This is a genomic window from Kitasatospora sp. NPDC001660 (assembly GCF_053596725.1).
This window is the reverse complement of sequence record NZ_JBSFGU010000017.1, coordinates 121,893-141,149: the sequence shown is the minus strand read 5'-3', so window position 1 is coordinate 141,149 and position 19,257 is coordinate 121,893. Positions and strand designations below refer to the sequence as shown.

Here is a 19,257-nt window from a genome sequence, read left to right as displayed (position 1 = left end):
CTCGTTCAGTAACGGTCGTTAGGACCTCTGAAGATCCATCGTAATGGGGCTGTTCAGCACGTTTCGAAGGACAGACGTCGCGCTTGCGCCCGGCAGGCTCGGGTGTCCCCGGTGCCGGCCGTGAAGTCCTGGCTTTGATCCCAATCGTAAAATATCGTCGGGGCCTGACAGTTGCAGATCAGAAGGGAACAAGCAGCGCAAGGACGAGACCCTCATCGACATCGAGGATGTCACCCTCGGCTATGCCACCACCCTGCGGTGGAACACTCGGGACAAATGGATTGTCTCCGACAAGATCGTTCACCAGCCGCTGGTCGACGACGAGACCTTCGCCCAGGTCCAGGACCTCTTCGCCGCCCGCGCCGGGACCGGAACGGCCCACGTCCAGCACCGCACCCGCCACCCGTACTTGCTACGTGGCGCCCTGCACTGCGGAATCTGCGAGCGGCGTATGCAGGGCCAGCACTCCCGAGGGGACGCCTACTACCGCTGCCGCTTCCCCACCGAGTACGGACTGGCCAACCACGTCCAGCACCCCCGCAACGTCTACCTCCGCGAGTCCTGGATCATCGCGCCGCTCGACCGGTGGATCGGCACCGTCTTCGCCCCCCACCGGCTCTCTGCCACCATCGAAGCCATGGCCAACGCCGTGTCCGGTGACTCCAGCCGAGACCTGGCTCTTGCCGAGCGCGCCCGCGAGGAGATCACCGACTGTGCGGCGAAACTCGCCACCCACCGTGCCGCTCTCGAAGCCGGCGCCGACCCCAAGATCGTTGCTGGCTGGATGGCCGAAACCCAGGCCCGTCAAGCCGCCGCCGAAGCCCGAGTCCGCACTGCGCTGTTCACCGACGCGCAGCCGACCATCGACGAGATCACTGACCTGGTGCGCCGGTGCTCACAGCTCGCCAGCCTCGTTGCAGACGCCGAACCGGCAGAGAAGAGCGCCATCTACCGGAGCCTGGGGCTTCATCTGACGTATGACCCGGCGAAAGCCGAAATCCGCGTTGAGGCCCGACCTGGCACCCAGCACTCGCCTCACCAAGCGCTCGAAACGACAAATCCCCACGGGGCTCTTTCGAGCTCCCGTGGGGATTTCGCCGGTGTCCGAGGGGGGACTTGAACCCCCACGCCCGATAAAGGGCACTAGCACCTCAAGCTAGCGCGTCTGCCATTCCGCCACCCGGACGGGGTGTCGTCTTTGCGGCCTCCGCCTTTCCGTCGGCCGCGCTGACAGATGTAACTGTAGCAAAGATCGGCTTGGGGTCCCAAAACGGATCCGGGCGGGGGAGCGGGGGTGGTGGCGGAGGCAAGGGCGGGTGTGTGGCGAGGGCGTGACCAGGGGGTTTCGGCCGCATGCGGGGGGTGGATCCCGCTGGGGGCCTGCGGGAGGATGGGCGGACGTGCTCGTACGGCCCGGGTGCAGGTCCTGGGGGTGGCGCGCTGGTGCGCCGGTGCGGGCCAGAGACGAGGAGTGACCGTGAGCGAGCGGAGCGAGTCGGCGACGCCGAAGGTGACGGCTGAGTCGGAGGTCGCCGGGATCTGTCGCGATCTGATCCGGATCGACACCAGCAACTACGGCGACGGCTCCGGACCGGGCGAGCGGAAGGCGGCCGAGTACGTGGCCGAGCAGCTCGCCGAGTTCGGCGTCGAACCGCAGATCTTCGAATCGGCCAAGGGGCGGGCCTCGACCGTCGTCCGGATCGAGGGCGAGGACCGTTCCCGCCCGGGCCTGCTGATCCACGGCCACACCGACGTGGTCCCGGCGAACGCCGCCGACTGGACGTACGACCCGTTCGGCGGCGAGATCGCGGACGGCTGCGTGTGGGGGCGCGGCGCGGTCGACATGAAGGACATGGACGCGATGACCCTCGCCGTCGTCCGCGACCGGCTGCGCACCGGGCGCAAGCCCCCACGCGACCTGGTGCTCGCCTTCGTCGCGGACGAGGAGGCCGGCGGCACGTACGGCGCGCGGTTCCTGGTGGACAAGCACCCGGAGCTGTTCGAGGGCGTGACCGAGGGCATCGGCGAGGTCGGCGGCTTCTCTTTCACGGTCAACGACCAGGTGCGTCTCTACCTGGTGGAGACGGCCGAGAAGGGCATGCACTGGATGCGCCTGACGGTCGAGGGCCGCGCCGGGCACGGCTCGATGGAGAACGACGACAACGCGATCACCGAGCTGTGCGAGGCGGTCGCCCGGCTGGGCCGGCACAAGTTCCCGCTGCGGATCACCAAGACCGTCCGGGCCTTCCTGGACGAGCTGTCGGACGCGCTCGGGGTCGAGCTGGACCCGGAGAACATGGACGAGACGCTGCGGGTGCTCGGCGGTATCGCCAAGATGATCGGCACCACGCTGCGCAACACCGCCCAGCCGACCATGCTCGGCGCCGGCTACAAGGTCAACGTGATCCCCGGTCAGGCCACCGCGCACGTGGACGGGCGCTTCCTGCCCGGCTACGAGGAGGAGTTCCTGGCCGAGCTGGACAGCGTGCTCGGCCCGCGCGTGAAGCGCGAGAGCGTGCACTCGGACCGGGCGATCGAGACCAGTTTCGACGGCGCGCTGGTCGAGGCGATGCAGACGGCGCTGCGGGCGGAGGACCCGATCGCGCGCGCGGTGCCGTACTGCCTGTCGGGCGGGACGGACGCCAAGTCGTTCCAGGACCTCGGGATCCGCTGCTTCGGCTTCGCACCGCTGCAGTTGCCGCCGGAGCTGGACTTCGCCGGGATGTTCCACGGTGTGGACGAGCGCGTGCCGGTGGACGGGCTGAGGTTCGGCGTGCGCGTGCTGGACCGGTTCATCGACGCCTGCTGAGCACCTGCTGAGCACCTGCTGAGCACCCGCTGGGCGCCAGTTGAGCAACGTGAGCGACTGCTGAGCACAGGCTGTGGACGGCCCGTTCCCGGGGTTCCGGGGGCGGGCCGTCCGCATTGTCGGAGCTAATGATTTGGGACGGGGTTAGGGTGATCGACAGAAACGATCCTGCAAGGAATTCAGTGGCGGGCATTTGTGCGATCCATCACTGTTGCGAGTGAATGGGAAATCTGTTCCGTACCCCGTTTGCCACACCCTCGTTCATCCCTGTGCAGCCCGCCGAACGGGTTGCGTGGTCCATACAGGAGGAATGATGAAGGTCAAGAAGATCGCCGCCGTCGCCGCTGCCACCGGTGGCCTGGTGCTCGCCGCCGCCGGTGTCGCGTCCGCCCACGGCGGCGCGGCGGCCGACGGCACGGCGGTCGGCTCGCCGGGTGTCGTCTCCGGCAACCTGGTGCAGGTTCCGGTTCACGTCCCGGTCAACGCGTGCGGCAACACCGTCAGCGTGATCGGCGTTCTGAACCCGGCGTTCGGCGACCACTGCGCCAACTTCTAAGGCCCGAAAACTCGGCCCCCGGCGGCGGACTCCCGCCGCTGGGGGTTCTTGCGTCTCGGGGAACGCGCCGGTAGGTCCATCCGGATACGGCGAGCGGACACGTCCACTCGATCGGGTGAAGCTGGCGCGTTCGGCTCAACCTTCCCTCGACTGCCTCGTTGATTCCTGTGCAGTCGAAGACCTTGCGAGATATCCGAGTATTCGGAAAGTCTGACTTTCGGAAGGTCGTCACGTCGTCTTGAAACGTCACGTCATACGTCAGGGGAATACATGAGGAATGTAGCCAAGAAGGGGATCCTCACGGCCGTGGCCACCGGCAGTGTCCTGGCCTCGACCGCCGGCTACGCCTACGCGGGCGCCGAGGCGCAGGGGGGTGCCGCCGGGTCGCCGGGCGTGGCCTCGGGCAACTCGGTGCAGGTGCCGATCGAGGTGCCGATCAACGCCTGCGGCAACACCGTCGACGTGATCGGCGCGCTCAACCCGTCCTTCGGCAACCGCTGCGCCAACGTGAGCGGCCACCCGGGCGCCGCCAACACCGGTGGCAGCAGCAGCGACCATGGCGGCGCCCAAGGCTCCTCCGCCTCGGGCGCTTCGGCCTCCGGCGGCGCCGCCCACTCGCCCGGCGTGGTCTCCGGCAACAGCGTCCAGACCCCCGTGCACATCCCGGTCAACGCCTGCGGCAACTCCGTGGACGCGGCCGGCGTCGGCAACCCGGCCTTCGGCAACGAATGCGGCAACGTCGCGCCGCCCGCGCCCAAGCCGACCGACGACTGTACCGAGAGTCACAGCCCCACCCCGCCGGCCACCACCCCACCGGCCATTACCCCGCCGGTCACCACCCCGCCGCAGAGCAGCGGCGAGACCCCCCCGGCCGGCGGCCGCACCGGCGGCTCGTCCACCGGCACCACCCGGCCCGGCGGTGCGCCGGCCGCTTCCACCCCGGCCACGGGCGGCGGCAGCGGCGGATCGGGCACCCAGGCCGTCCCGGCCGCGGCCCGGACGAGCGGCACGGCGACCTCGGCCACCGGCGGCCGGCTGGCGTCGACCGGCGCGGGTGACGTCGAGCTGCTCGGCGCCGCCGGTCTCGCGCTGCTGCTCGGTGGCGGCGTGCTCTACCGCCGGGCCCGCGCCGGCGCCCGCTGAGGCACCCCGGCGCGGAACGACGCGCGCCCGCGGCCTCCGGAGGAACGGACGGCCGTGGGCGCGCGCAAGCCCGGCGTGAAGCCCGGAGTGAATCCCGGCGTGAACCGTGTCGTGCGGGCCGTCCCGGGTGAACGGCCCCGCGCGTCACCAGTTGCGGACCTGCCGGATGATCCGCCGCCGCAGCCGGACCGTCCGGCTCCCGTCCGGGAACAGTCGCAGCCGGTCGAGCTCCCAGTGTCCGTACTCGGCGTGCTCGGTGAGCAGTTGGCGTGCCGCGTTGCGCGAGGTGCCGCGCGGCATGCGAAGGGACTGGTACTCGTACTCCGGCTGCCGGACCGGCTTCGGTGGGGTCAAAACGCTCCTCCTGAGGTTCACCTGCCCGCAAGCCTACGGCCTGCCTCCGACAGCGGGGCCGGGTATTTCCGGCCGACCTCCCGTCGGCCGCGCAGCCCCGAACAGCGCCGCCGGGCCGCCCGAGGGCCACCGGAGGGCCGTTCGGACGCCTCCCGGGCGCCCCGGCGGACGCCCACTCGGCTGACAGTGCATCAGTTCCGTTGCTCCTGTGGACGGGATACCCCGATCCCGGCGCGCGAAGCCGTCCGTGAACGGCCGGGATGTGCCCTCCGCACTCCTTGCGCGCCGGATTTGCGCGGGGACGAAACCATGCAGATCGGACATCGGGGGGGAAGTTGCGGTGAAATCGCGGGCGTAGGTGACAACCGCTGTGCGTACCGACACCGCGGGGAGATAGCGTCTGCACCATGTCTGATGCCGCGCAGCCCACCATTGCCGAGGTACGCGCCGCCGCCGAGGCGGTCAAGGCCGCCATCGACCGTCATCTGGAAGCGGTGTCAAGCCCCAGCGCAGCGGATGATCCCGCTGTGTCCGCCGCCTACGAGCAGCTCGCGACGGCGGCCATCGCCTACGACCAACTCCTGTACGAGGCCTACGACGAGGTCACCCCCTTCGAGGTCCCCGGGGACGAGGGCCCCGGGGGCTACCACGGCCCCGACCAGCCCGAGGCGATCAGCGTGCTGATCCGCCGCGACTACCACGTCGTCGATCCCAAGCGGCTGCGCGCCCAGGCCGAGCGGCTCGACGAATCGCTCACCCCGGGCGGGGGCGGCACGAGCGGGGTGAACGCCGCGATCGGCGTGCTGTTCGGCGAGTACGAGCCGGACGAGATCGCCGCCCGCAGCGAGGAGTTCGGCCTGGAGGAGGCCGACTCGACGCTCTGGGTCGCGGCGGCCGAGCCGACCGAGCCGGGGGAGTGGCTGCCGGAACCCTTCGACCACGCCGACCCGCAGCTGCTCATCTGCCGGTTCGACGTGAGCGAGGTCTACGACGACGAGGGCCTCGACTGACGCGGTCCGGACGTACGGGCGGGCCGCCCCACACCTCGTGGGGCGGCCCGCTCCGCCGTCTCCGGAACCGTCAGTACGCCGAGGCCGCGTTCTCCGCGAGGATCGCCCGCAGCCGGGTGGTGCGCGGTTGCGCCGGGCGCTCGGCGACGGCCTGGGCGAGCGCCGGGCCCGCCGCGTGCACCACGGACAGGTGCCGCTCGCCGCGTCCGAAGGCGGTGTAGACCCACTGCCGGGTCAGCGCCGGGCCGGCGTCCTCCGGCAGCACGACCACCGCGCCCGGCCAGCGCCGACCGAGTGCCTGGTGGACGGTGAGCGCCCAGCCGTGCCGCAGCCGCGCCGCCTCCGCGGGCGGGACGGTTCGGCGGGAGCCGTCCGCGTACTCCAGGTGCAGCCCGGCGGCGTCGCCGTCGAGCACCCGGGCCGGGCGGGCGATGCCGGGCGCGGGGGAGTCGACCACCCGGTCGCCCGGGTCGAAGCCGCCGAACCGGCCGGGGCCGGGGTTGAGCCGGGCCTTGGCGGCGGCGTTGAGCGCCCGGGTGCCGGCCGGGCCGCCGTGGCCGGGAGTGAGCAGCACGACCTCCTCGGCCGGGATGCCGAGGGCGCGCGGGATGGAGTCGGTGAGCAGCTGGACGGCACGGTGGACGGCCTCGGCGCCGTCCCGGACGGCCAGGATGACCACCTCCTTGTCCGGCGCCTCGACGGGCTGGAGCTCACCGATGCCGACGCCGGAGACCAGCTCGCCGATCGGGCCGAAGTCCGGGGTGCGGGAGGCGACCGCCGGGCAGACCTTCGCGGCCAGCAGGTCGGCGAAGAACCGGCCGGGGCCGGCCGACCAGAGCTGGCCGGGGTCGCCGCTGAGCACCAGTCGGGTGCCGTCGGCGAGCGATTCCAGGACGGTGGCGGCGAGTTCGACGTCCAGCAGCGGGGCGTCGAGGACGACCAGGAGGTCCAGGGCGAGCGTGCCGTCGGACGAGCGGCCGGGGCCGCCGGTGCCGGAGAGCAGCTCGGCGAGCGTGACGACCGGGGCCTCGGCGCCGGCCAGGGCTGCGAAGGAGGCGCGGCCCTGGTCGGTCCAGGTGGCGGCCCAGGCGCGCAGCCCGAGGCCGGAGGCGGCGGCGAGCAGCGCGGCCGGTTCGGCGCGGGCGGCCTCGCCGCCGGTGTGCAGGACGAGGGCGCTGTCGGCGACGGCCCGGATCAGCGCGGTCGCGGACGAGGACGCAGCGGCCTCGGCGGCGGTGGCCCAGGCGGTCGGCCCGGGGGCTCCGGGGGCGGGCTCGGAGGCCTCGGGGGCCTCGGCAGTGCCCTCGGCGCTCCCCTCGGAATCGGCGCCCTCCTCGGCGCCCTCCTCGGCGTACTGCGAGGCCTGCTCCTCCGAGCTGCCCTCCCCCTCCGAGTCCGTGGCCTCCGCCGGCTCGACGTCCTCACCCGGCACGAACGTGGCCATCAGCTGGAGCAGCCCCTCCGCGAGGCTGTCCTCCGCCATCGCCAGCCGCTCCAGCGCGAGCAGCGTCCGGGTCGGCGGCTCGTCGTCCTCGTCGCCCGCCCCGTGCGCCCCTGGCCCGGACAGCTCCTCCTGGAAGGGCAGCACCCGCCCGTCCTCGACGGCGGCCTGGATCGCGGCGGCCGGGTCCGGCATGCGCAGGCGTTCGAGCCCGGCCGCCACCTCGGCCAGTTCCAGGGCCGAGTGCCCGCGCAGCACGGCCTGTTCCAGCAGCCACAGCACCAGCGCCCGGGCGCGGCGGGTGTCGCCCGGCGCGGCCTCGGGGCCGAGCAGCTCGCGGGCGAAGCGGTCCGCGTGCTCGGGGCGGACGCCGGGCAGCCCCAGCACCGCCCACGGGTCCGTCCGCAGCCGCTCGGCGGCGTCGTCACCGAACTCGGCCACGGCGGCGGTCGCGAGCTCGGCGGGGGCGCCGCCCGAGGTGAGCACCTCGCCGGCGGCGCGCAGCGCCCGGGCGCGCTGCTCGTCGGACTCGGCGGGCGCGGGCGCCGCGGCGGCGGACGTCGGCCCGGCCGCCGGACCGGAGTCCGCGGCGGACCCCGGAGCGGCCGTCGAAGCGGGCGCCGACGCCTGCGGTCCGACGCTGCGGATCCGCCGCGCGAGCTCGGCGATCGCCGCGGCCTTGTCGGCCGAGCCGGCCTCCGGAACGCCGTTCGTCTCCGGAGCGCCGTTCTCCGTGTCACTCATCGTCCGCTCCAAAGGTCACTCCACTGCGTGTGTTGCTCGACAGGGCTAGAGCTCGGTCCACCCCTGGTCCGGGTAGCGGTGCACCGGGGACGAGATGTCGTCCAGCGCGCCGCGGATCTCACCCGGAAGCGTAAGGGCCTCCACCGACAGCGCCGCCTGCAGCTGCGCCGCCGTCCGGGCCCCGACCAGTGTGCTCGCCACCCCGGGCCGGTCCCGCACCCACGCGAGGGCGACCGCGAGCGGGGTGCTGGCGAGCCCGTCCGCGGCGGTCGCGACGGCGTCGACGATCCGCCGCGAGCGCTCCCCGAGGTAGGGCTGGACGAAGCCGGACAGGTGAGGCGAGGCGCCGCGCGAGTCCTGCGGGACGCCGTGCCGGTACTTGCCGGTGAGCACCCCGCGCCCGAGCGGCGAGGAGGCGAGCAGCCCGACCCCGGCCTCCAGGGCGGCGGGCAGCGCCTCGCGCTCGATGCCGCGCTGGAGGAGCGAGTACTCCAACTGCGCGCCGGCGAGCGGCGTCCGCCCGTGGTGGGCGTGCTGCCAGGTGGCGGCCCTGGCGAGCTGCCAGCCGCTGAAGTCGCAGACCCCGACGTAGCGGGCGCGCCCGGAGGAGACGGCGATGTCGAGGGCGCTGAGCGTCTCCTCGACGGGCGTGCCGGGGTCGAAGGCGTGCACCTGCCACAGGTCGACGTAGTCGGTGCCGAGCCGGCGCAGCGAGGCGTCGAGGGCGGCGAGCAGGTGGCCGCGCGAGCCGTCGAAGCGGCGGGGGGAGTCCGGGACGCTGCCGGCCTTGGTGGCGATGACCAGTTCGGAGCGGGGGACGAGGCTGTCGGTGAGACGGGAGACGAGGTACTCGGCGCCGCCGTCGGCGTAGACGTCGGCGGTGTCGACCAGGTTGCCGCCGGCGTCGACGAACTCCTTGAGCTGCTCGCCGGCCTCGTGCTCGTCGGTGTCGCGGCCCCAGGTCATGGTGCCGAGGCCGAGCCGGGAGACCTGAAGGCCGGTACGGCCGAGGTGACGCTGTTCCATCCGACTGGCCTCCACTCGCCTGAGCGGCCCCGGGGCGCCCCCGGTAGCCCTGTAAACGCGCAGGTGGGGAGAGGGACTCCCCACGTCGGCAGAGCGTAGCGGCCGGTGCACGGGCAGGTGCGCAGACCCGCAGAACGATCAACGGCGGGCGGCGGGCCCCGCGGTGCCCGAATCCCTCACTACCGGCCAGTAGCATCACTGCGGGAAGCCCGGTTACCCTCACCACCAAGCCCACCCGACTGGAAGGTTCGGCACATGCGACTCGGCATCAACCTCGGCTACTGGGGACTCGGCATGGACGCCGACAACATCGCCGTGGCCCAGGAGGCGGACCGGCTGGGCTACTCGGTGTGCTGGGCGGCCGAGGCCTACGGCTCGGACGCGGCGACCGTGCTCAGCTTCGTCGCGGCGCGGACCGAGCGGATCGACGTCGGCTCGGCCATCTTCCAGATCCCGGCCCGCACCCCGGCCATGACCGCGATGACCGCCGCGACCCTGGACACCCTGTCCGGCGGCCGGTTCCGGCTCGGCCTCGGCGTCTCCGGCCCGCAGGTCTCCGAGGGCTGGTACGGCGTCAAGTTCGACAAGCCGCTCGCCCGCACCCGCGAGTACGCGGAGATCATCCGCAAGGCGATGTCCCGCGAGCGGCTGGTCCACGAGGGCGACCACTGGACGCTGCCGCTGCCCGGCGGCCCCGGCAAGCCGATCAAGCTCACCGTCCACCCGGTGCGCGAGCACATCCCGCTGTACATCGCCGCGATCGGCCCGAAGAACCTGGAGCTGACCGGCGAGATCGCCGACGGCTGGCTCGGCATCTTCTTCTCGCCCGAGCACGCCGGGCTGTCCCTCGACGCGCTGCGGGCCGGCCGTGAGAAGTGCGGGCGGACGCTGGACGGCTTCGACCTCTGCCCGACGGTGAACATCGTGGTCGGCGAGGACATCAAGGCCGGCGTCGACTCGCTGCGCTCCTACACGGCGCTGTACATCGGCGGCATGGGCAGCAAGGAGAAGAACTTCTACAACCAGCTCGCCCGGCGGATGGGCTACGAGCAGGCCGCCGACGAGATCCAGGAGAAGTACCTGGCCAAGGACTACGCGGGCGCCGCCGCGGCCGTCCCGCACGACCTCATCGACGCCACCGCGCTCGTCGGCGACACGGCCCGCATCGCCGACCGCATGCAGGCCTACGCCGAGGCGGGCGTCACCACGCTCACCCTGGCCCCCGGCGGCTTCACCCTGGACGAGCGGATCCTGGCGCTGCGCACCGGGGTCGAGGCCCTGGAGCGCGCCGGGCTGGCGTAGCCGGTCGGCGGGTACGGCAGGGGCCGGTGCTCCAGGGCGGGCGCTACAGCCAGTCGTGCCGCTTGAAAACCCGGTGCAGCACCACGCACACCACCGTCATCAGCCCGAGGGCCGCCGGGTACCCCCAGGGCTGGTGCAGCTCGGGCATGTCGACGAAGTTCATGCCGTAGATGCCGGTGATCATCGTCGGCACCGCGGCCAGCGCCGCCCAGGCGGAGATCTTCCGCATGTCGTCGTTCTGCTGCACGCTGACCTGCGCCAGGTTGGCGGCGAGGATGTCGGACAGCAGCCGGTCCATGCCGTCCACCTGGTCGTTCACCCGGGCCAGGTGGTCGGCGACGTCCCGCAGGTAGGGCGCGGCCTCGGGGCGGACGAAGGCGGCGCCGCGCTCCAGGCGCACCATCGGCTCCGTCAGCGGGGCGGTGGCGCGGCGCACGGTCATCACCTGCCGCTTGGCGCCGTGGATCCGCCCGGCCGCGTCGCTGCCGGTACGGCCGGGGGAGAAGATATCCGCCTCCAACTCGTCCAGGTCGTTCTGGAGTTCGGCGGCGACCTCCACGTAGCTGTCCACGACGGTGTCGCAGACGGAGTACAGCACCGAACTCGGGCCGTGCGCGACGAGATCGGGCCGGCGCTCCAGCGCGCCCCGCATTCCGTCGGGCGGGCTGTCCTCGCCGTGCCGGACGGTCAGCACGAAGTCGGCGCCGACGAACACCATCACCTCGCCGGTGGTCACCACGTGGTCGTCACGGTGGTAGCCGAGCGACTTGAGCACGACGAACAGCGAGCCCTGGTAAGCCTCGACCTTGGGCCGCTGGTGGGCGCCGGCGGCGTCCTCGACGGCCAGCGGGTGCAGCCCGAACTCCGCGCTGACCTGGCCGAGTTCGTCGGCGGTCGGCTCGAACAGGCCTATCCAGACGAACCCGCCGGGGCCGGCCGCCCGCGCGGCCGCACGGGTGCCCGCCGGGCCCGGGAGCTCCTCGATCAGGCGGCCGTCGCGGTAGATGGCACAGTGGACGATCATGCGGGCCATTCTGACCCGAGGACACCCACTGCCCCGGACCCGGCCGATGCGGAGGGCCGGCCGCGGCCCACGCCCGTCCCTGTCCCCGGCCCTCTCGAAGATCCGCCCGCCGATCGCCGCCCGGGCCCGTGCGCGGAGGCCGTAGGCTAGGCCCATGCCGACCCTGCTGCTCGTCCGCCACGGCCGCTCGACCGCGAACACCGCCGGGATCCTGGCCGGTTGGACCCCCGGAGTGGACCTCGACGACACCGGACGCGCACAGGCCGCCGCGCTCGCGGACCGGCTCGCCGGCGTCCCGCTGGCGCAGGCCGTCAGCAGCCCGCTGGAGCGCTGCCGGCAGACCCTGGAGCCGCTGCTCGCCGCCCGGCCCGAGCTGGGCGAGCCCGCCGTGGACGAGCGGCTCGGCGAGTGCCACTACGGCGAGTGGACCGGCCGCCCGCTGGCCGAGCTGGCCAGGGAGCCGCTGTGGCGCACCGTTCAGGACCACGCCGCCGCCGCGGCGTTCCCCGGCGGCGAGTCGCTGCGCGAGCTGAGCCACCGCACGGTGAGCGCGGTGCGCGAGTGGAACGAGAAGATCGCCGCCGAGCACGGCGACGACGTGGTCTGGCTCGCCTGTTCGCACGGGGACGTCATCAAGGCGGTCGTCGCGGACGCGCTCGGCCTGCACCTGGACCACTTCCAGCGGATCAGTGTCGAGCCGTGCTCGGTCACCGCGATCCGCTACACCCCGCAGCGCCCGTTCGTGCTGAGGATGGGCGACACCGGCGACCTCGCCTCGCTGGCGCCCAAGCGCGGCGCCGCCCCGGCCGCCCCGGCCGGCGACGCCGTGGTCGGCGGCACCGCCTGACCCGCCGGGTGCCATCCCGGCCCCCGCCTCCGGCTCGGCTCCCCGGCCGGGGCCCGGAGGTCGTAGGGTGACTAACGAGTCCAACGATCCCCGCGATCCCCCGGCGGATCCGCAACCGAGCGACACGATCCGGAGCGAGAGCGTGCCCCGTCAGGTCTTCTTCTACGACCAGCCCGAACGGTTCGTGGCCGGCACCGTCGGCCAGCCCGGCGCCCGGGCGTTCTACCTGCAGGCCAGTGCTCGGGGCCGGATCACCAGCGTGCTGCTGGAGAAGACCCAGGTCGCCGCGCTCGCCGAGCGGATCGAGGAGGTCCTGGACGAGGCGCTGCGGCGCAGCGGCGGCGACGCCTCCATCCCGGCCACCGCCCCGGTGGACCTGCTCGACACCGCGCCGCTGGACCTGCCGCTGGAGCAGGAGTTCCGGGTCGGCACCATGGCCCTGGCCTGGGACGGCGTGGACGGCTGTCTCGTGGTCGAGGCGCAGGCGATGGTCGAGGAGGAGGACGAGGAGACCGCCGAGTCGGTCTTCGAGGATGACGACAACGGCCCGGACATGCTCCGCGTCCGGTTGTCCGGCGCGATGGCCCGGGTGTTCGCCAAGCGCGCGCTGGACCTCGTCGCGGCCGGCCGCAGGCCCTGCCCGTTCTGCAACCTGCCGCTCGACCCGGAGGGCCACCTGTGCCCGCGCGCGAACGGCTACCGGCGCTGAACACCGAGACCCCGCCCCAGGCGGACCCGGCGGCGGCCGCCGCCCTCGCCGCCGACGTGCCCACCGCCCTGTCGCTGCTGCGCGAGGGCGGGCTGACGGTGCACGGCCGTCTCACCGAGGCCTCCAACGCCGTGCTCTACTGCACCGTCGCGCTCGGCTCGCTGAGCGCGCAGGCGGTCTACAAGCCGGTGGCCGGCGAGCGCCCGCTCTGGGACTTCCCGGACGGCACGCTCGCGGGCCGCGAGGTCGCCGCGTACGAGCTGTCCGCCGCCACCGGCTGGGCGCTGATCCCGCCGACGGTGCTGCGCGACGGACCACACGGGCCCGGCATGGTGCAGCTGTGGGTCGAGCCGGACCCGCAGGCCGAGCCGCTGCTGGCCCTCCAGGACCCGGGCGGCCCGGAGCCCGGCTGGCTGCCGGTCGTCCAGGCCGAGGTCGGCGGCGGGCGCACCGCGCTGCTGGTCCACCACGACGACGACCGGCTGCGCCGGCTCGCGGTGCTGGACGCCGTCCTCAACAACGCCGACCGCAAGGGCGGTCACCTGATCCCGGCCGCCGACGGCCGGCTCTACGGCATCGACCACGGCGTCACCTTCAACACCGAGGGCAAGCTGCGCACGCTGCTCTGGGGCTGGGCCGGGGATCCGCTGTCGGCCGAGGCGCTGGAGACGCTGGCCCGGCTGGCCGAGGAGCTGGACGGCGACCTCGGCGCGCGCCTGGCGCCGCACCTGACGGCCGCCGAACTGGCCGCGACCCGCGCCCGGGTGGCCGGGCTGCGCGGGACGGGCCGGCACCCGCTGCCGTCGGAGGACTGGCCCGCGATCCCCTGGCCGCCGGTGTAGCGACGCGGGTGTAGTGCCGCCGGTGTGACCACATCGGTGGACGGATCTGGCGATACGTCAGGTCGCCCAGGGAGCCGGTTTCGTGGATCCGGCCTACTTCTGCCGCTTCTTCCGCCGGGAGACCGGTATGACGCTAGGGGAGTTCCGGCCGGAGTCGGCGGAACGGCCCGGCGCGCGCGGACGGCTGACCGGCTCGGCCCTTGTCCGGTGCTACCGCGATCCGGTGCTACCGCGACAAGGGTCGCCGCAAGACCGCCCTGAAGGCCGCCGCCGCGCTCGGCGCCGCACGGTAACGCGCAGGAGTCGACAGAATTCGCACCGAATCGGTCACGGAGTGCTCAGGCCGCGACAGGAAGCGAATCCAGTCGATCTTGTGCATTCTCGTGCATTGGTTAGGCTTTCAAATGTTCGCAAGGTTAAAGTCGTTCCCATGCATGCCTGGCCCGCCTCCGAGGTTCCCGCCCTGCCTGGTCAGGGGCTCCCCCTCCGTATCTTCGACACCGCAGCGGGCACGGTCCGCGAGGTCGTGCCGCAGGACGGCACCGCCCGGATCTACGTCTGCGGCATCACCCCCTACGACGCGACCCACATGGGCCACGCCGCCACCTACAACGCCTTCGACCTGGTGCAGCGGGTGTGGAAGGACGCCGGCCACGACGTCCTGTACATCCAGAACGTCACCGACGTCGACGACCCGCTGCTGGAGCGGGCCGTCGCCACCGGGCAGGACTGGACGGTCCTGGCCGAGCGTGAAACCGCGCTGTTCCGCGAGGACATGACCGCGCTGCGGCTGCTCCCGCCGGCCCACTACATCGGCGCCGTCGAGTCCATCCCGTGGATCGTCCCGATCGTCCAGAAGCTCCTGGCCAGCGGTGCCGCCTACGAGGTCGACGGCGACATCTACTTCTCGGTCGACTCCGACCCGCACTTCGGCGAGGTCTCCGGCCTGACCCGCGAGGCCATGCGCCCGGTCTTCGCCGAGCGCGGCGGCGACCCGGACCGCCCGGGCAAGCGCAACCCGCTCGACGCCCTGCTCTGGCTCGCCGCCCGCCCGGGCGAGCCCGCCTGGGACACCGAGCTCGGCCACGGCCGCCCCGGCTGGCACATCGAGTGCGTCGCGATCGCGCTGCAGTACCTCGGCATGTCCTTCGACATCCAGGGCGGCGGCAGCGACCTCTCCTTCCCGCACCACGAGATGGGCGCCTCGCACGCCCAGGTCGCCACCGGCGCCCACCCGTACGCGAAGGCGTACGTGCACGCCGGCATGGTCGCCCTGGACGGCCAGAAGATGTCCAAGTCCCGCGGCAACCTGGTCTTCGTCTCGGCGCTGCGCCGCGAGGGCATCGACCCGGCGGCGATCCGCCTCGCCCTGCTCTCGCACCACTACCGCGAGGACTGGGAGTGGACCAAGGCCGTCCTGGACGAGGCCGTCGAGCGCCTCGCCCGCTGGCGGGCCGCGGTCTCCCGGCCGGACGGCCCGGGCGCCGAGGCGCTGCTCGCCGAGGTCCGCACCGCGCTCGCGAACGACCTCGACGCGCCCGCCGCACTGGCCGCCGTCGACCGCTGGGCGGCGCTCCAGGGGGCCGAGGGCGGCACCGACACCGGCGCGCCCGGCCTGGTCACCCGCACCGTGGACGCGCTGCTCGGCGTCGCACTGTAGGACCGTCACACACCGAAGGGGCGTCAGGACCAACCGTCCTGACGCCCCTTCGGCTTCCCGCCCTACTCCTCGTCCGTGGAGCTCTCCGGCGTCTCCCGGGTGGCCCCCGGCGCCTCCGGCTCGGCCGGCCGCTCCGCCGTGGCGTGTCCGGCCACCGGCTTCTCTCCGGTCGGCCCGACGTTCTCCCGGCGGCGCAGGTAGCGCTCGAACTCGCGGGCGATCGCGTCGCCGGAGGCCTCCGGCAGCTCCGCGGTGTCCTGCGCCTCCTCCAACTGCTGGACGTACTCGGCCACCTCGCTGTCCTCGGCGGCCAGCTGGTCCACGCCCAGCTGCCAGGCCCGGGCGTCCTCGCCGAGCTCGCCCGGCGGGATCCGCAGGTCCAGCAGGTCCTCCAGCTTGTTGATCAGTGCCAGCGTCGCCTTGGGATTGGGCGGCTGCGCGACGTAGTGCGGCACCGCCGCCCACAGCGTCACGGCCGGCACCCCGGCGTGCGTGCAGGCCTCCTGCAGCACCCCGACGATCCCGGTCGGGCCCTCGTACCGGCTCTCCTCCAGGTCCAGTCGGCGGGCCAGCTCCGGGTCGGAGGTGACGGCGCTGACCGGCACCGGGCGGCTGTGCGGGGTGTCGCCGAGCAGCGCGCCCAGGATCACCACCAGCTCGACGCCCAGCTCGTGCGCGAAGCCCAGCAGCTCGTTGCAGAAGGAGCGCCAGCGCATGCTCGGCTCGATGCCGCGCACCAGGACGACGTCCCGGGTCGTCGGCTCCGTCACCCGGATCACCGAGAGCCGGGTGGTCGGCCAGGTGATCCGGCGGATGCCGCCGTCCATCCAGACCGTGGGACGGTTGACCTGGAAGTCGTAGTAGTCCTCCGCGTCCAGGGCCGCGAACACCTTGCCGCCCCAGGTCTCGTCCAGGTGCGCCAGGGCCGCGGAGGCGGCGTCGCCCGCGTCGTTCCAGCCTTCGAAGGCGCAGACCATCACCGGGTCGATCAACTCGGGGACATCTTCCAGCTCGATCACCCGGCGTCTCCCTCCGAACTTCTCGTCACCCATGGAACGCCTCGCTCCACGGTCCCTACCTGCCCAGCCTACGGGCTTTGAAGCGCACGCCGGCCGGGGCACCGGGACAGTCTGGGCGACCGGGCCGCCGTGATCCAGCGGTTATCCGCAGGTCCGCCCGCGGGCCTACATCAGCGCGGCGACGGTCGGCAGGTAGCCGCGGGCCTGGCCGTCGGCGGTGGGGTGGAAGGACTCCCACAGGTGGGAGATCACGATGCCGTTGATCCACTCCTCCTTGCCGCCGCCGCACGCGCCGTGGCCGTCGAAGACCGTCCGGACGTCCGCGAAGGCGAAGCCGTGGGCCTCGGACTGGCGGCGGATCAGCTCGTCCAGGCGGTCGGTGAGGGCGTTGAACCGCTGTCGGCGCGCCTCGGTGGCGATCAGGCAGCGGGTGCCGGTCCGGAGCAGCCGGGGGTAGCCGGTGACGACGACCCGGGCGGCCGGGGCGGCGGCGCGGATCGCCGTGTAGAGGGTGTCGAGGCGGCCGGGCATCTCGTCGTCCAGGCGGTGCTCGGCGGCGTCGAGGGTGCGGTCGCAGCGGGCGTCGGTGGTGAGCGGCTGGAGGCAGTCGACGGCCGCCGAGGTGAAGCCGAGGTCGTTGCCGCCCACGGTGAGGGTGACCACGGTGGTGTCCGCGCCGACCTTCGGCAGCTGGTCGCGGCGGACCTCGTCCGTCCCGGCGGCGTTGCACGCGGCCTCGGTGAGGACGGCGCCGTGCGCGGCGGCCCACAGCGCGGGGTAGCCGCGGCCGCTGCGGTGGCAGTCGCCGCTGGCCGGGTCGTACGAGCCGGCCGCGACGCCGGCCGCGTACGAGTCGCCGAGCGCGGCGTACCTGGGGACCGGGCCGGCCGCGGCGGGGGCGGCGAGGGCGGCGCAGAGCAAGGGGGCGGCGGCCAGGGCGGCGAGCGGGAGGGGACGCGGCACGGCGGTTCTCCGGGGTCCGGGCGGCCGGGCGCGGTCCGCCTCGGCCCGTCGGGCACGGATCGTATCCGATCCACCACTCACCGTCGTGGCGCGCCCGCCGGGCGGGGCGGCGCGATGATGGACAACGGGGCCGGGCGGCGGGCGTGAGGAGCCGGACCGATGAACCGATGGCTGTGGATCGGCGCGGGCGTGGCGGTGGTGGCCGGCGCCGCGGTGGTGGCGGCGGACCGGGCGGGCCGCCGGCTCCCGGTGGAGCACGTCACCGAGGGCGGCCTGGAGCTCGCCCAGCCGCCCGGCGCGGTCTGGGACGTGCTGACCGACATCGACCTCTACCCGGCCTGGCGCCCGGACCTCACGCACGTCGAGCGGCTGCCCCCGGCGGCCGGCGGCCGGGCGCGCTGGCGCGAGTACGACCGGCGCGGGCACACCACCTACGAGGTGGTCGACAGCGAGGCCCCGCACCGCCTGGTGACCGGCATCGCCGACCCGGACCTGCCGTACGGCGGCACGTGGACGTACGTCCTCACACCCGCGGGGGAGGGCTGCCTGCTGACCGTCACCGAGCGCGGCGAGGTCCGCAAGCCGCTGTACCGCGCCGTCTCCCACTACGTGACCGGCGAGGACGTGACCGTCCACCGCTACCTGGGCGCCCTCGCCCACCGCATGGCGGCCTGAGGCCTACCCCACCCACCCGCGCCGGTACGCGGCCCAGTCCTCGGGCGTGGCCGCGAAGTCCACGTACAGCGCGACGCCGAAGGCCGGCCGGTGCAGGTCCTCGCGGCCGAGGCCCAGCCGGACGCCGCGCACGGCCGCGTCCACCGTCTCGGCGCCGCCCCGGTGTGCCCACGTGTCGTCCCAGTAGAACGGCAGGCCCATCAGCAGGTCGACGTCCGACGGCGTGGCCTCCAGGGCCAGTTCGGTCTGCAGGGCGACGTAGCCGCCGTACAGCGGCTCGGTCTGCATGCTGGTGTCGTACGTCATGACCGCGATCTGGTCGACCCGGCGGGCGGTCTCGGTGAAGTAGGCCTGGTCCCACCACTTCCCGTGCCCGGTGAGCGCGATCCCGGCGGTGTGCAGGCCGGGCAGCGGGTCGATCTGCGGGGCGGCGACGGAGAGCTTCGCGCCGCGCCCGGCGGTCACCGCGCGGACCTGGTCGAGCAGGGCGAGCCAGCCGTGCGAGCCGGGGCGGATCGGCTCCATGTCGAAGTGCACCCCGTCGAAGCCGAGGTCCAGGACCTGCCGGGCGGAGGCGGTGACCCGGTCCCGGGTGGCCGCGTCCTCCAGGTCGAGGCCCTCCTTCTCGGGCTTGACCTCGTCGCCGAGCCAGCTCTGCACCCGGACCCGCGGCAGCTCGCGGTGCACCGCCTCGACGAACCACTGCGCGCGCGGGTGGACGGACGGCGGCAGCGAGCCGTCGTGCTCCAGCGGGCCGGTGTGCACGTACAGGTCGCGGATGCCGGTGCCGTCGAGCTGCCGGGCGAGCGCGGCGACGTCGGCGTCGGTCTTTCGGCCGTCCACCCAGGCGTGGCCGAGCCAGACGGCGTCCCGGCCGCGCGTGCGGGCGTCCGGTGCGACCCGGCCGACGTCGTGCAGCCGCAGCGCGACGAGCAGGCCGCCGACCGAGGCCACCGGGACGGCCGCCGCCACGGACAGCGCGACCAGCGCCCTGCGCCACCACGGCCAGCCCCGCCAACGGGCCCGGAAGGCCCCCAGGGGAGTACGCAGCGGTGCTGCCAGTGCTGCGCCGACCCGCCTCATCGACGTGCGTGTTCGCCCCAACCGATTGCTCCCCCCTTGCGGCCGAGCGC

At 73.5% G+C, this 19,257-nt stretch carries 19 protein-coding genes, 1 tRNA gene and 1 pseudogene; 12 read left to right on the top strand and 9 right to left on the bottom strand.

What is annotated here, in order from left to right; translation table 11 throughout:
* Nucleotides 1-178: 178 nt before the first annotated feature.
* On the bottom strand, nt 179-403 hold the full coding sequence (locus ACWCXH_RS20480; protein ID WP_449802839.1) for a hypothetical protein: 225 nt from the start codon (nt 401-403) through the stop codon (nt 179-181).
* 6 nt (nt 404-409) lie between these two features.
* Here ACWCXH_RS20480 and ACWCXH_RS20475 point away from each other — a divergent pair, with 6 nt between their 5' ends.
* Nucleotides 410-1,120 carry a zinc ribbon domain-containing protein gene (locus ACWCXH_RS20475; RefSeq protein ID WP_449802838.1) on the top strand — a complete coding sequence of 237 codons (711 nt, stop codon included), beginning with the start codon at nt 410-412 and terminating at the stop codon, nt 1,118-1,120.
* Here ACWCXH_RS20475 and ACWCXH_RS20470 read toward each other — a convergent pair.
* Nucleotides 1,102-1,186: transfer RNA gene (locus ACWCXH_RS20470), tRNA-Leu, on the bottom strand. The two genes, ACWCXH_RS20475 and ACWCXH_RS20470, sit on opposite strands and share 19 nt — an antisense overlap.
* A gap of 291 nt (nt 1,187-1,477) precedes the next feature.
* Between ACWCXH_RS20470 and ACWCXH_RS20465 the strand changes: the two genes are divergently transcribed.
* The 3 genes from ACWCXH_RS20465 (at nt 1,478) to ACWCXH_RS20455 (ending at nt 4,508) form a co-directional block, all read left to right on the top strand.
* Nucleotides 1,478-2,809: a M20/M25/M40 family metallo-hydrolase gene (locus ACWCXH_RS20465; protein WP_449802837.1), complete on the top strand. Its 1,332-nt coding sequence runs from the start codon at nt 1,478-1,480 to the stop codon at nt 2,807-2,809.
* 310 nt (nt 2,810-3,119) lie between these two features.
* On the top strand, nt 3,120-3,365 hold the full coding sequence (locus tag ACWCXH_RS20460) for a chaplin (RefSeq protein ID WP_449802836.1): 246 nt from the start codon (nt 3,120-3,122) through the stop codon (nt 3,363-3,365).
* Nucleotides 3,366-3,635: 270 nt separating this feature from the next.
* The gene (locus tag ACWCXH_RS20455; RefSeq protein ID WP_449802835.1) at nt 3,636-4,508 is read left to right on the top strand and encodes a chaplin; all 873 of its coding nucleotides are present in this window, start codon (nt 3,636-3,638) and stop codon (nt 4,506-4,508) included.
* A gap of 144 nt (nt 4,509-4,652) precedes the next feature.
* Here ACWCXH_RS20455 and ACWCXH_RS20450 read toward each other — a convergent pair whose 3' ends face one another.
* Nucleotides 4,653-4,862 (bottom strand): DUF5703 family protein, encoded by a 210-nt coding sequence (locus ACWCXH_RS20450; RefSeq protein ID WP_449802834.1) that lies wholly within the window; start codon nt 4,860-4,862, stop codon nt 4,653-4,655.
* Between the two features lie 407 nt (nt 4,863-5,269).
* Here ACWCXH_RS20450 and ACWCXH_RS20445 point away from each other — a divergent pair, with 407 nt between their 5' ends.
* Nucleotides 5,270-5,872, top strand: a complete 603-nt coding sequence (locus ACWCXH_RS20445) for a hypothetical protein (protein WP_449802833.1) — start codon at nt 5,270-5,272, stop codon at nt 5,870-5,872.
* Nucleotides 5,873-5,942: 70 nt separating this feature from the next.
* On the opposite strand, the gene ACWCXH_RS20440 is transcribed toward ACWCXH_RS20445, so the two are convergent.
* Nucleotides 5,943-8,057 (bottom strand): helix-hairpin-helix domain-containing protein, encoded by a 2,115-nt coding sequence (locus ACWCXH_RS20440; RefSeq protein WP_449802832.1) that lies wholly within the window; start codon nt 8,055-8,057, stop codon nt 5,943-5,945.
* 45 nt (nt 8,058-8,102) lie between these two features.
* Nucleotides 8,103-9,083 carry an aldo/keto reductase gene (locus ACWCXH_RS20435; RefSeq protein ID WP_449802831.1) on the bottom strand — a complete coding sequence of 327 codons (981 nt, stop codon included), beginning with the start codon at nt 9,081-9,083 and terminating at the stop codon, nt 8,103-8,105.
* Between the two features lie 255 nt (nt 9,084-9,338).
* On the opposite strand from ACWCXH_RS20435, the gene ACWCXH_RS20430 reads away from it, so the two are divergent.
* The gene (locus ACWCXH_RS20430; RefSeq protein ID WP_449802830.1) at nt 9,339-10,385 is read left to right on the top strand and encodes an LLM class F420-dependent oxidoreductase; all 1,047 of its coding nucleotides are present in this window, start codon (nt 9,339-9,341) and stop codon (nt 10,383-10,385) included.
* A 43-nt stretch (nt 10,386-10,428) separates the two neighbouring features.
* Here the strand turns inward: ACWCXH_RS20430 and ACWCXH_RS20425 are convergent, their stop codons facing one another.
* Nucleotides 10,429-11,418: a magnesium and cobalt transport protein CorA gene (locus ACWCXH_RS20425; RefSeq protein WP_449802829.1), complete on the bottom strand. Its 990-nt coding sequence runs from the start codon at nt 11,416-11,418 to the stop codon at nt 10,429-10,431.
* A gap of 145 nt (nt 11,419-11,563) precedes the next feature.
* On the opposite strand from ACWCXH_RS20425, the gene ACWCXH_RS20420 reads away from it, so the two are divergent.
* The 5 genes and pseudogenes from ACWCXH_RS20420 (at nt 11,564) to mshC (ending at nt 15,467) form a co-directional block, all read left to right on the top strand.
* Nucleotides 11,564-12,256 carry a histidine phosphatase family protein gene (locus tag ACWCXH_RS20420; RefSeq protein WP_449802828.1) on the top strand — a complete coding sequence of 231 codons (693 nt, stop codon included), beginning with the start codon at nt 11,564-11,566 and terminating at the stop codon, nt 12,254-12,256.
* A 142-nt stretch (nt 12,257-12,398) separates the two neighbouring features.
* Nucleotides 12,399-12,965 (top strand): DUF3090 domain-containing protein, encoded by a 567-nt coding sequence (locus ACWCXH_RS20415; RefSeq protein ID WP_449802827.1) that lies wholly within the window; start codon nt 12,399-12,401, stop codon nt 12,963-12,965.
* Nucleotides 12,935-13,807, top strand: coding sequence for an SCO1664 family protein (locus ACWCXH_RS20410; RefSeq protein ID WP_449802826.1), 873 nt, complete (start codon nt 12,935-12,937; stop codon nt 13,805-13,807). Before ACWCXH_RS20415 ends, ACWCXH_RS20410 begins: the two co-directional genes overlap by 31 nt.
* Nucleotides 13,808-13,853: 46 nt before the next feature.
* A pseudogene (locus tag ACWCXH_RS20405) lies at nt 13,854-13,943 on the top strand (AraC family transcriptional regulator); the annotation flags it as partial.
* 294 nt (nt 13,944-14,237) lie between these two features.
* Nucleotides 14,238-15,467, top strand: coding sequence for a cysteine--1-D-myo-inosityl 2-amino-2-deoxy-alpha-D-glucopyranoside ligase (mshC, locus tag ACWCXH_RS20400; protein ID WP_449802825.1), 1,230 nt, complete (start codon nt 14,238-14,240; stop codon nt 15,465-15,467).
* Nucleotides 15,468-15,529: 62 nt separating this feature from the next.
* Here the strand turns inward: mshC and ACWCXH_RS20395 are convergent, their stop codons facing one another.
* Nucleotides 15,530-16,486, bottom strand: coding sequence for a PAC2 family protein (locus tag ACWCXH_RS20395; protein WP_449802824.1), 957 nt, complete (start codon nt 16,484-16,486; stop codon nt 15,530-15,532).
* 165 nt (nt 16,487-16,651) lie between these two features.
* Nucleotides 16,652-17,449 (bottom strand): SGNH/GDSL hydrolase family protein, encoded by a 798-nt coding sequence (locus ACWCXH_RS20390; RefSeq protein WP_449802823.1) that lies wholly within the window; start codon nt 17,447-17,449, stop codon nt 16,652-16,654.
* A gap of 159 nt (nt 17,450-17,608) precedes the next feature.
* Here ACWCXH_RS20390 and ACWCXH_RS20385 point away from each other — a divergent pair, with 159 nt between their 5' ends.
* Nucleotides 17,609-18,124 (top strand): SRPBCC family protein, encoded by a 516-nt coding sequence (locus ACWCXH_RS20385; RefSeq protein ID WP_449802822.1) that lies wholly within the window; start codon nt 17,609-17,611, stop codon nt 18,122-18,124.
* 3 nt (nt 18,125-18,127) lie between these two features.
* Here ACWCXH_RS20385 and ACWCXH_RS20380 read toward each other — a convergent pair whose 3' ends face one another.
* Nucleotides 18,128-19,207, bottom strand: a complete 1,080-nt coding sequence (locus ACWCXH_RS20380; RefSeq protein WP_449802821.1) for a hypothetical protein — start codon at nt 19,205-19,207, stop codon at nt 18,128-18,130.
* Nucleotides 19,208-19,257: the final 50 nt, after the last annotated feature.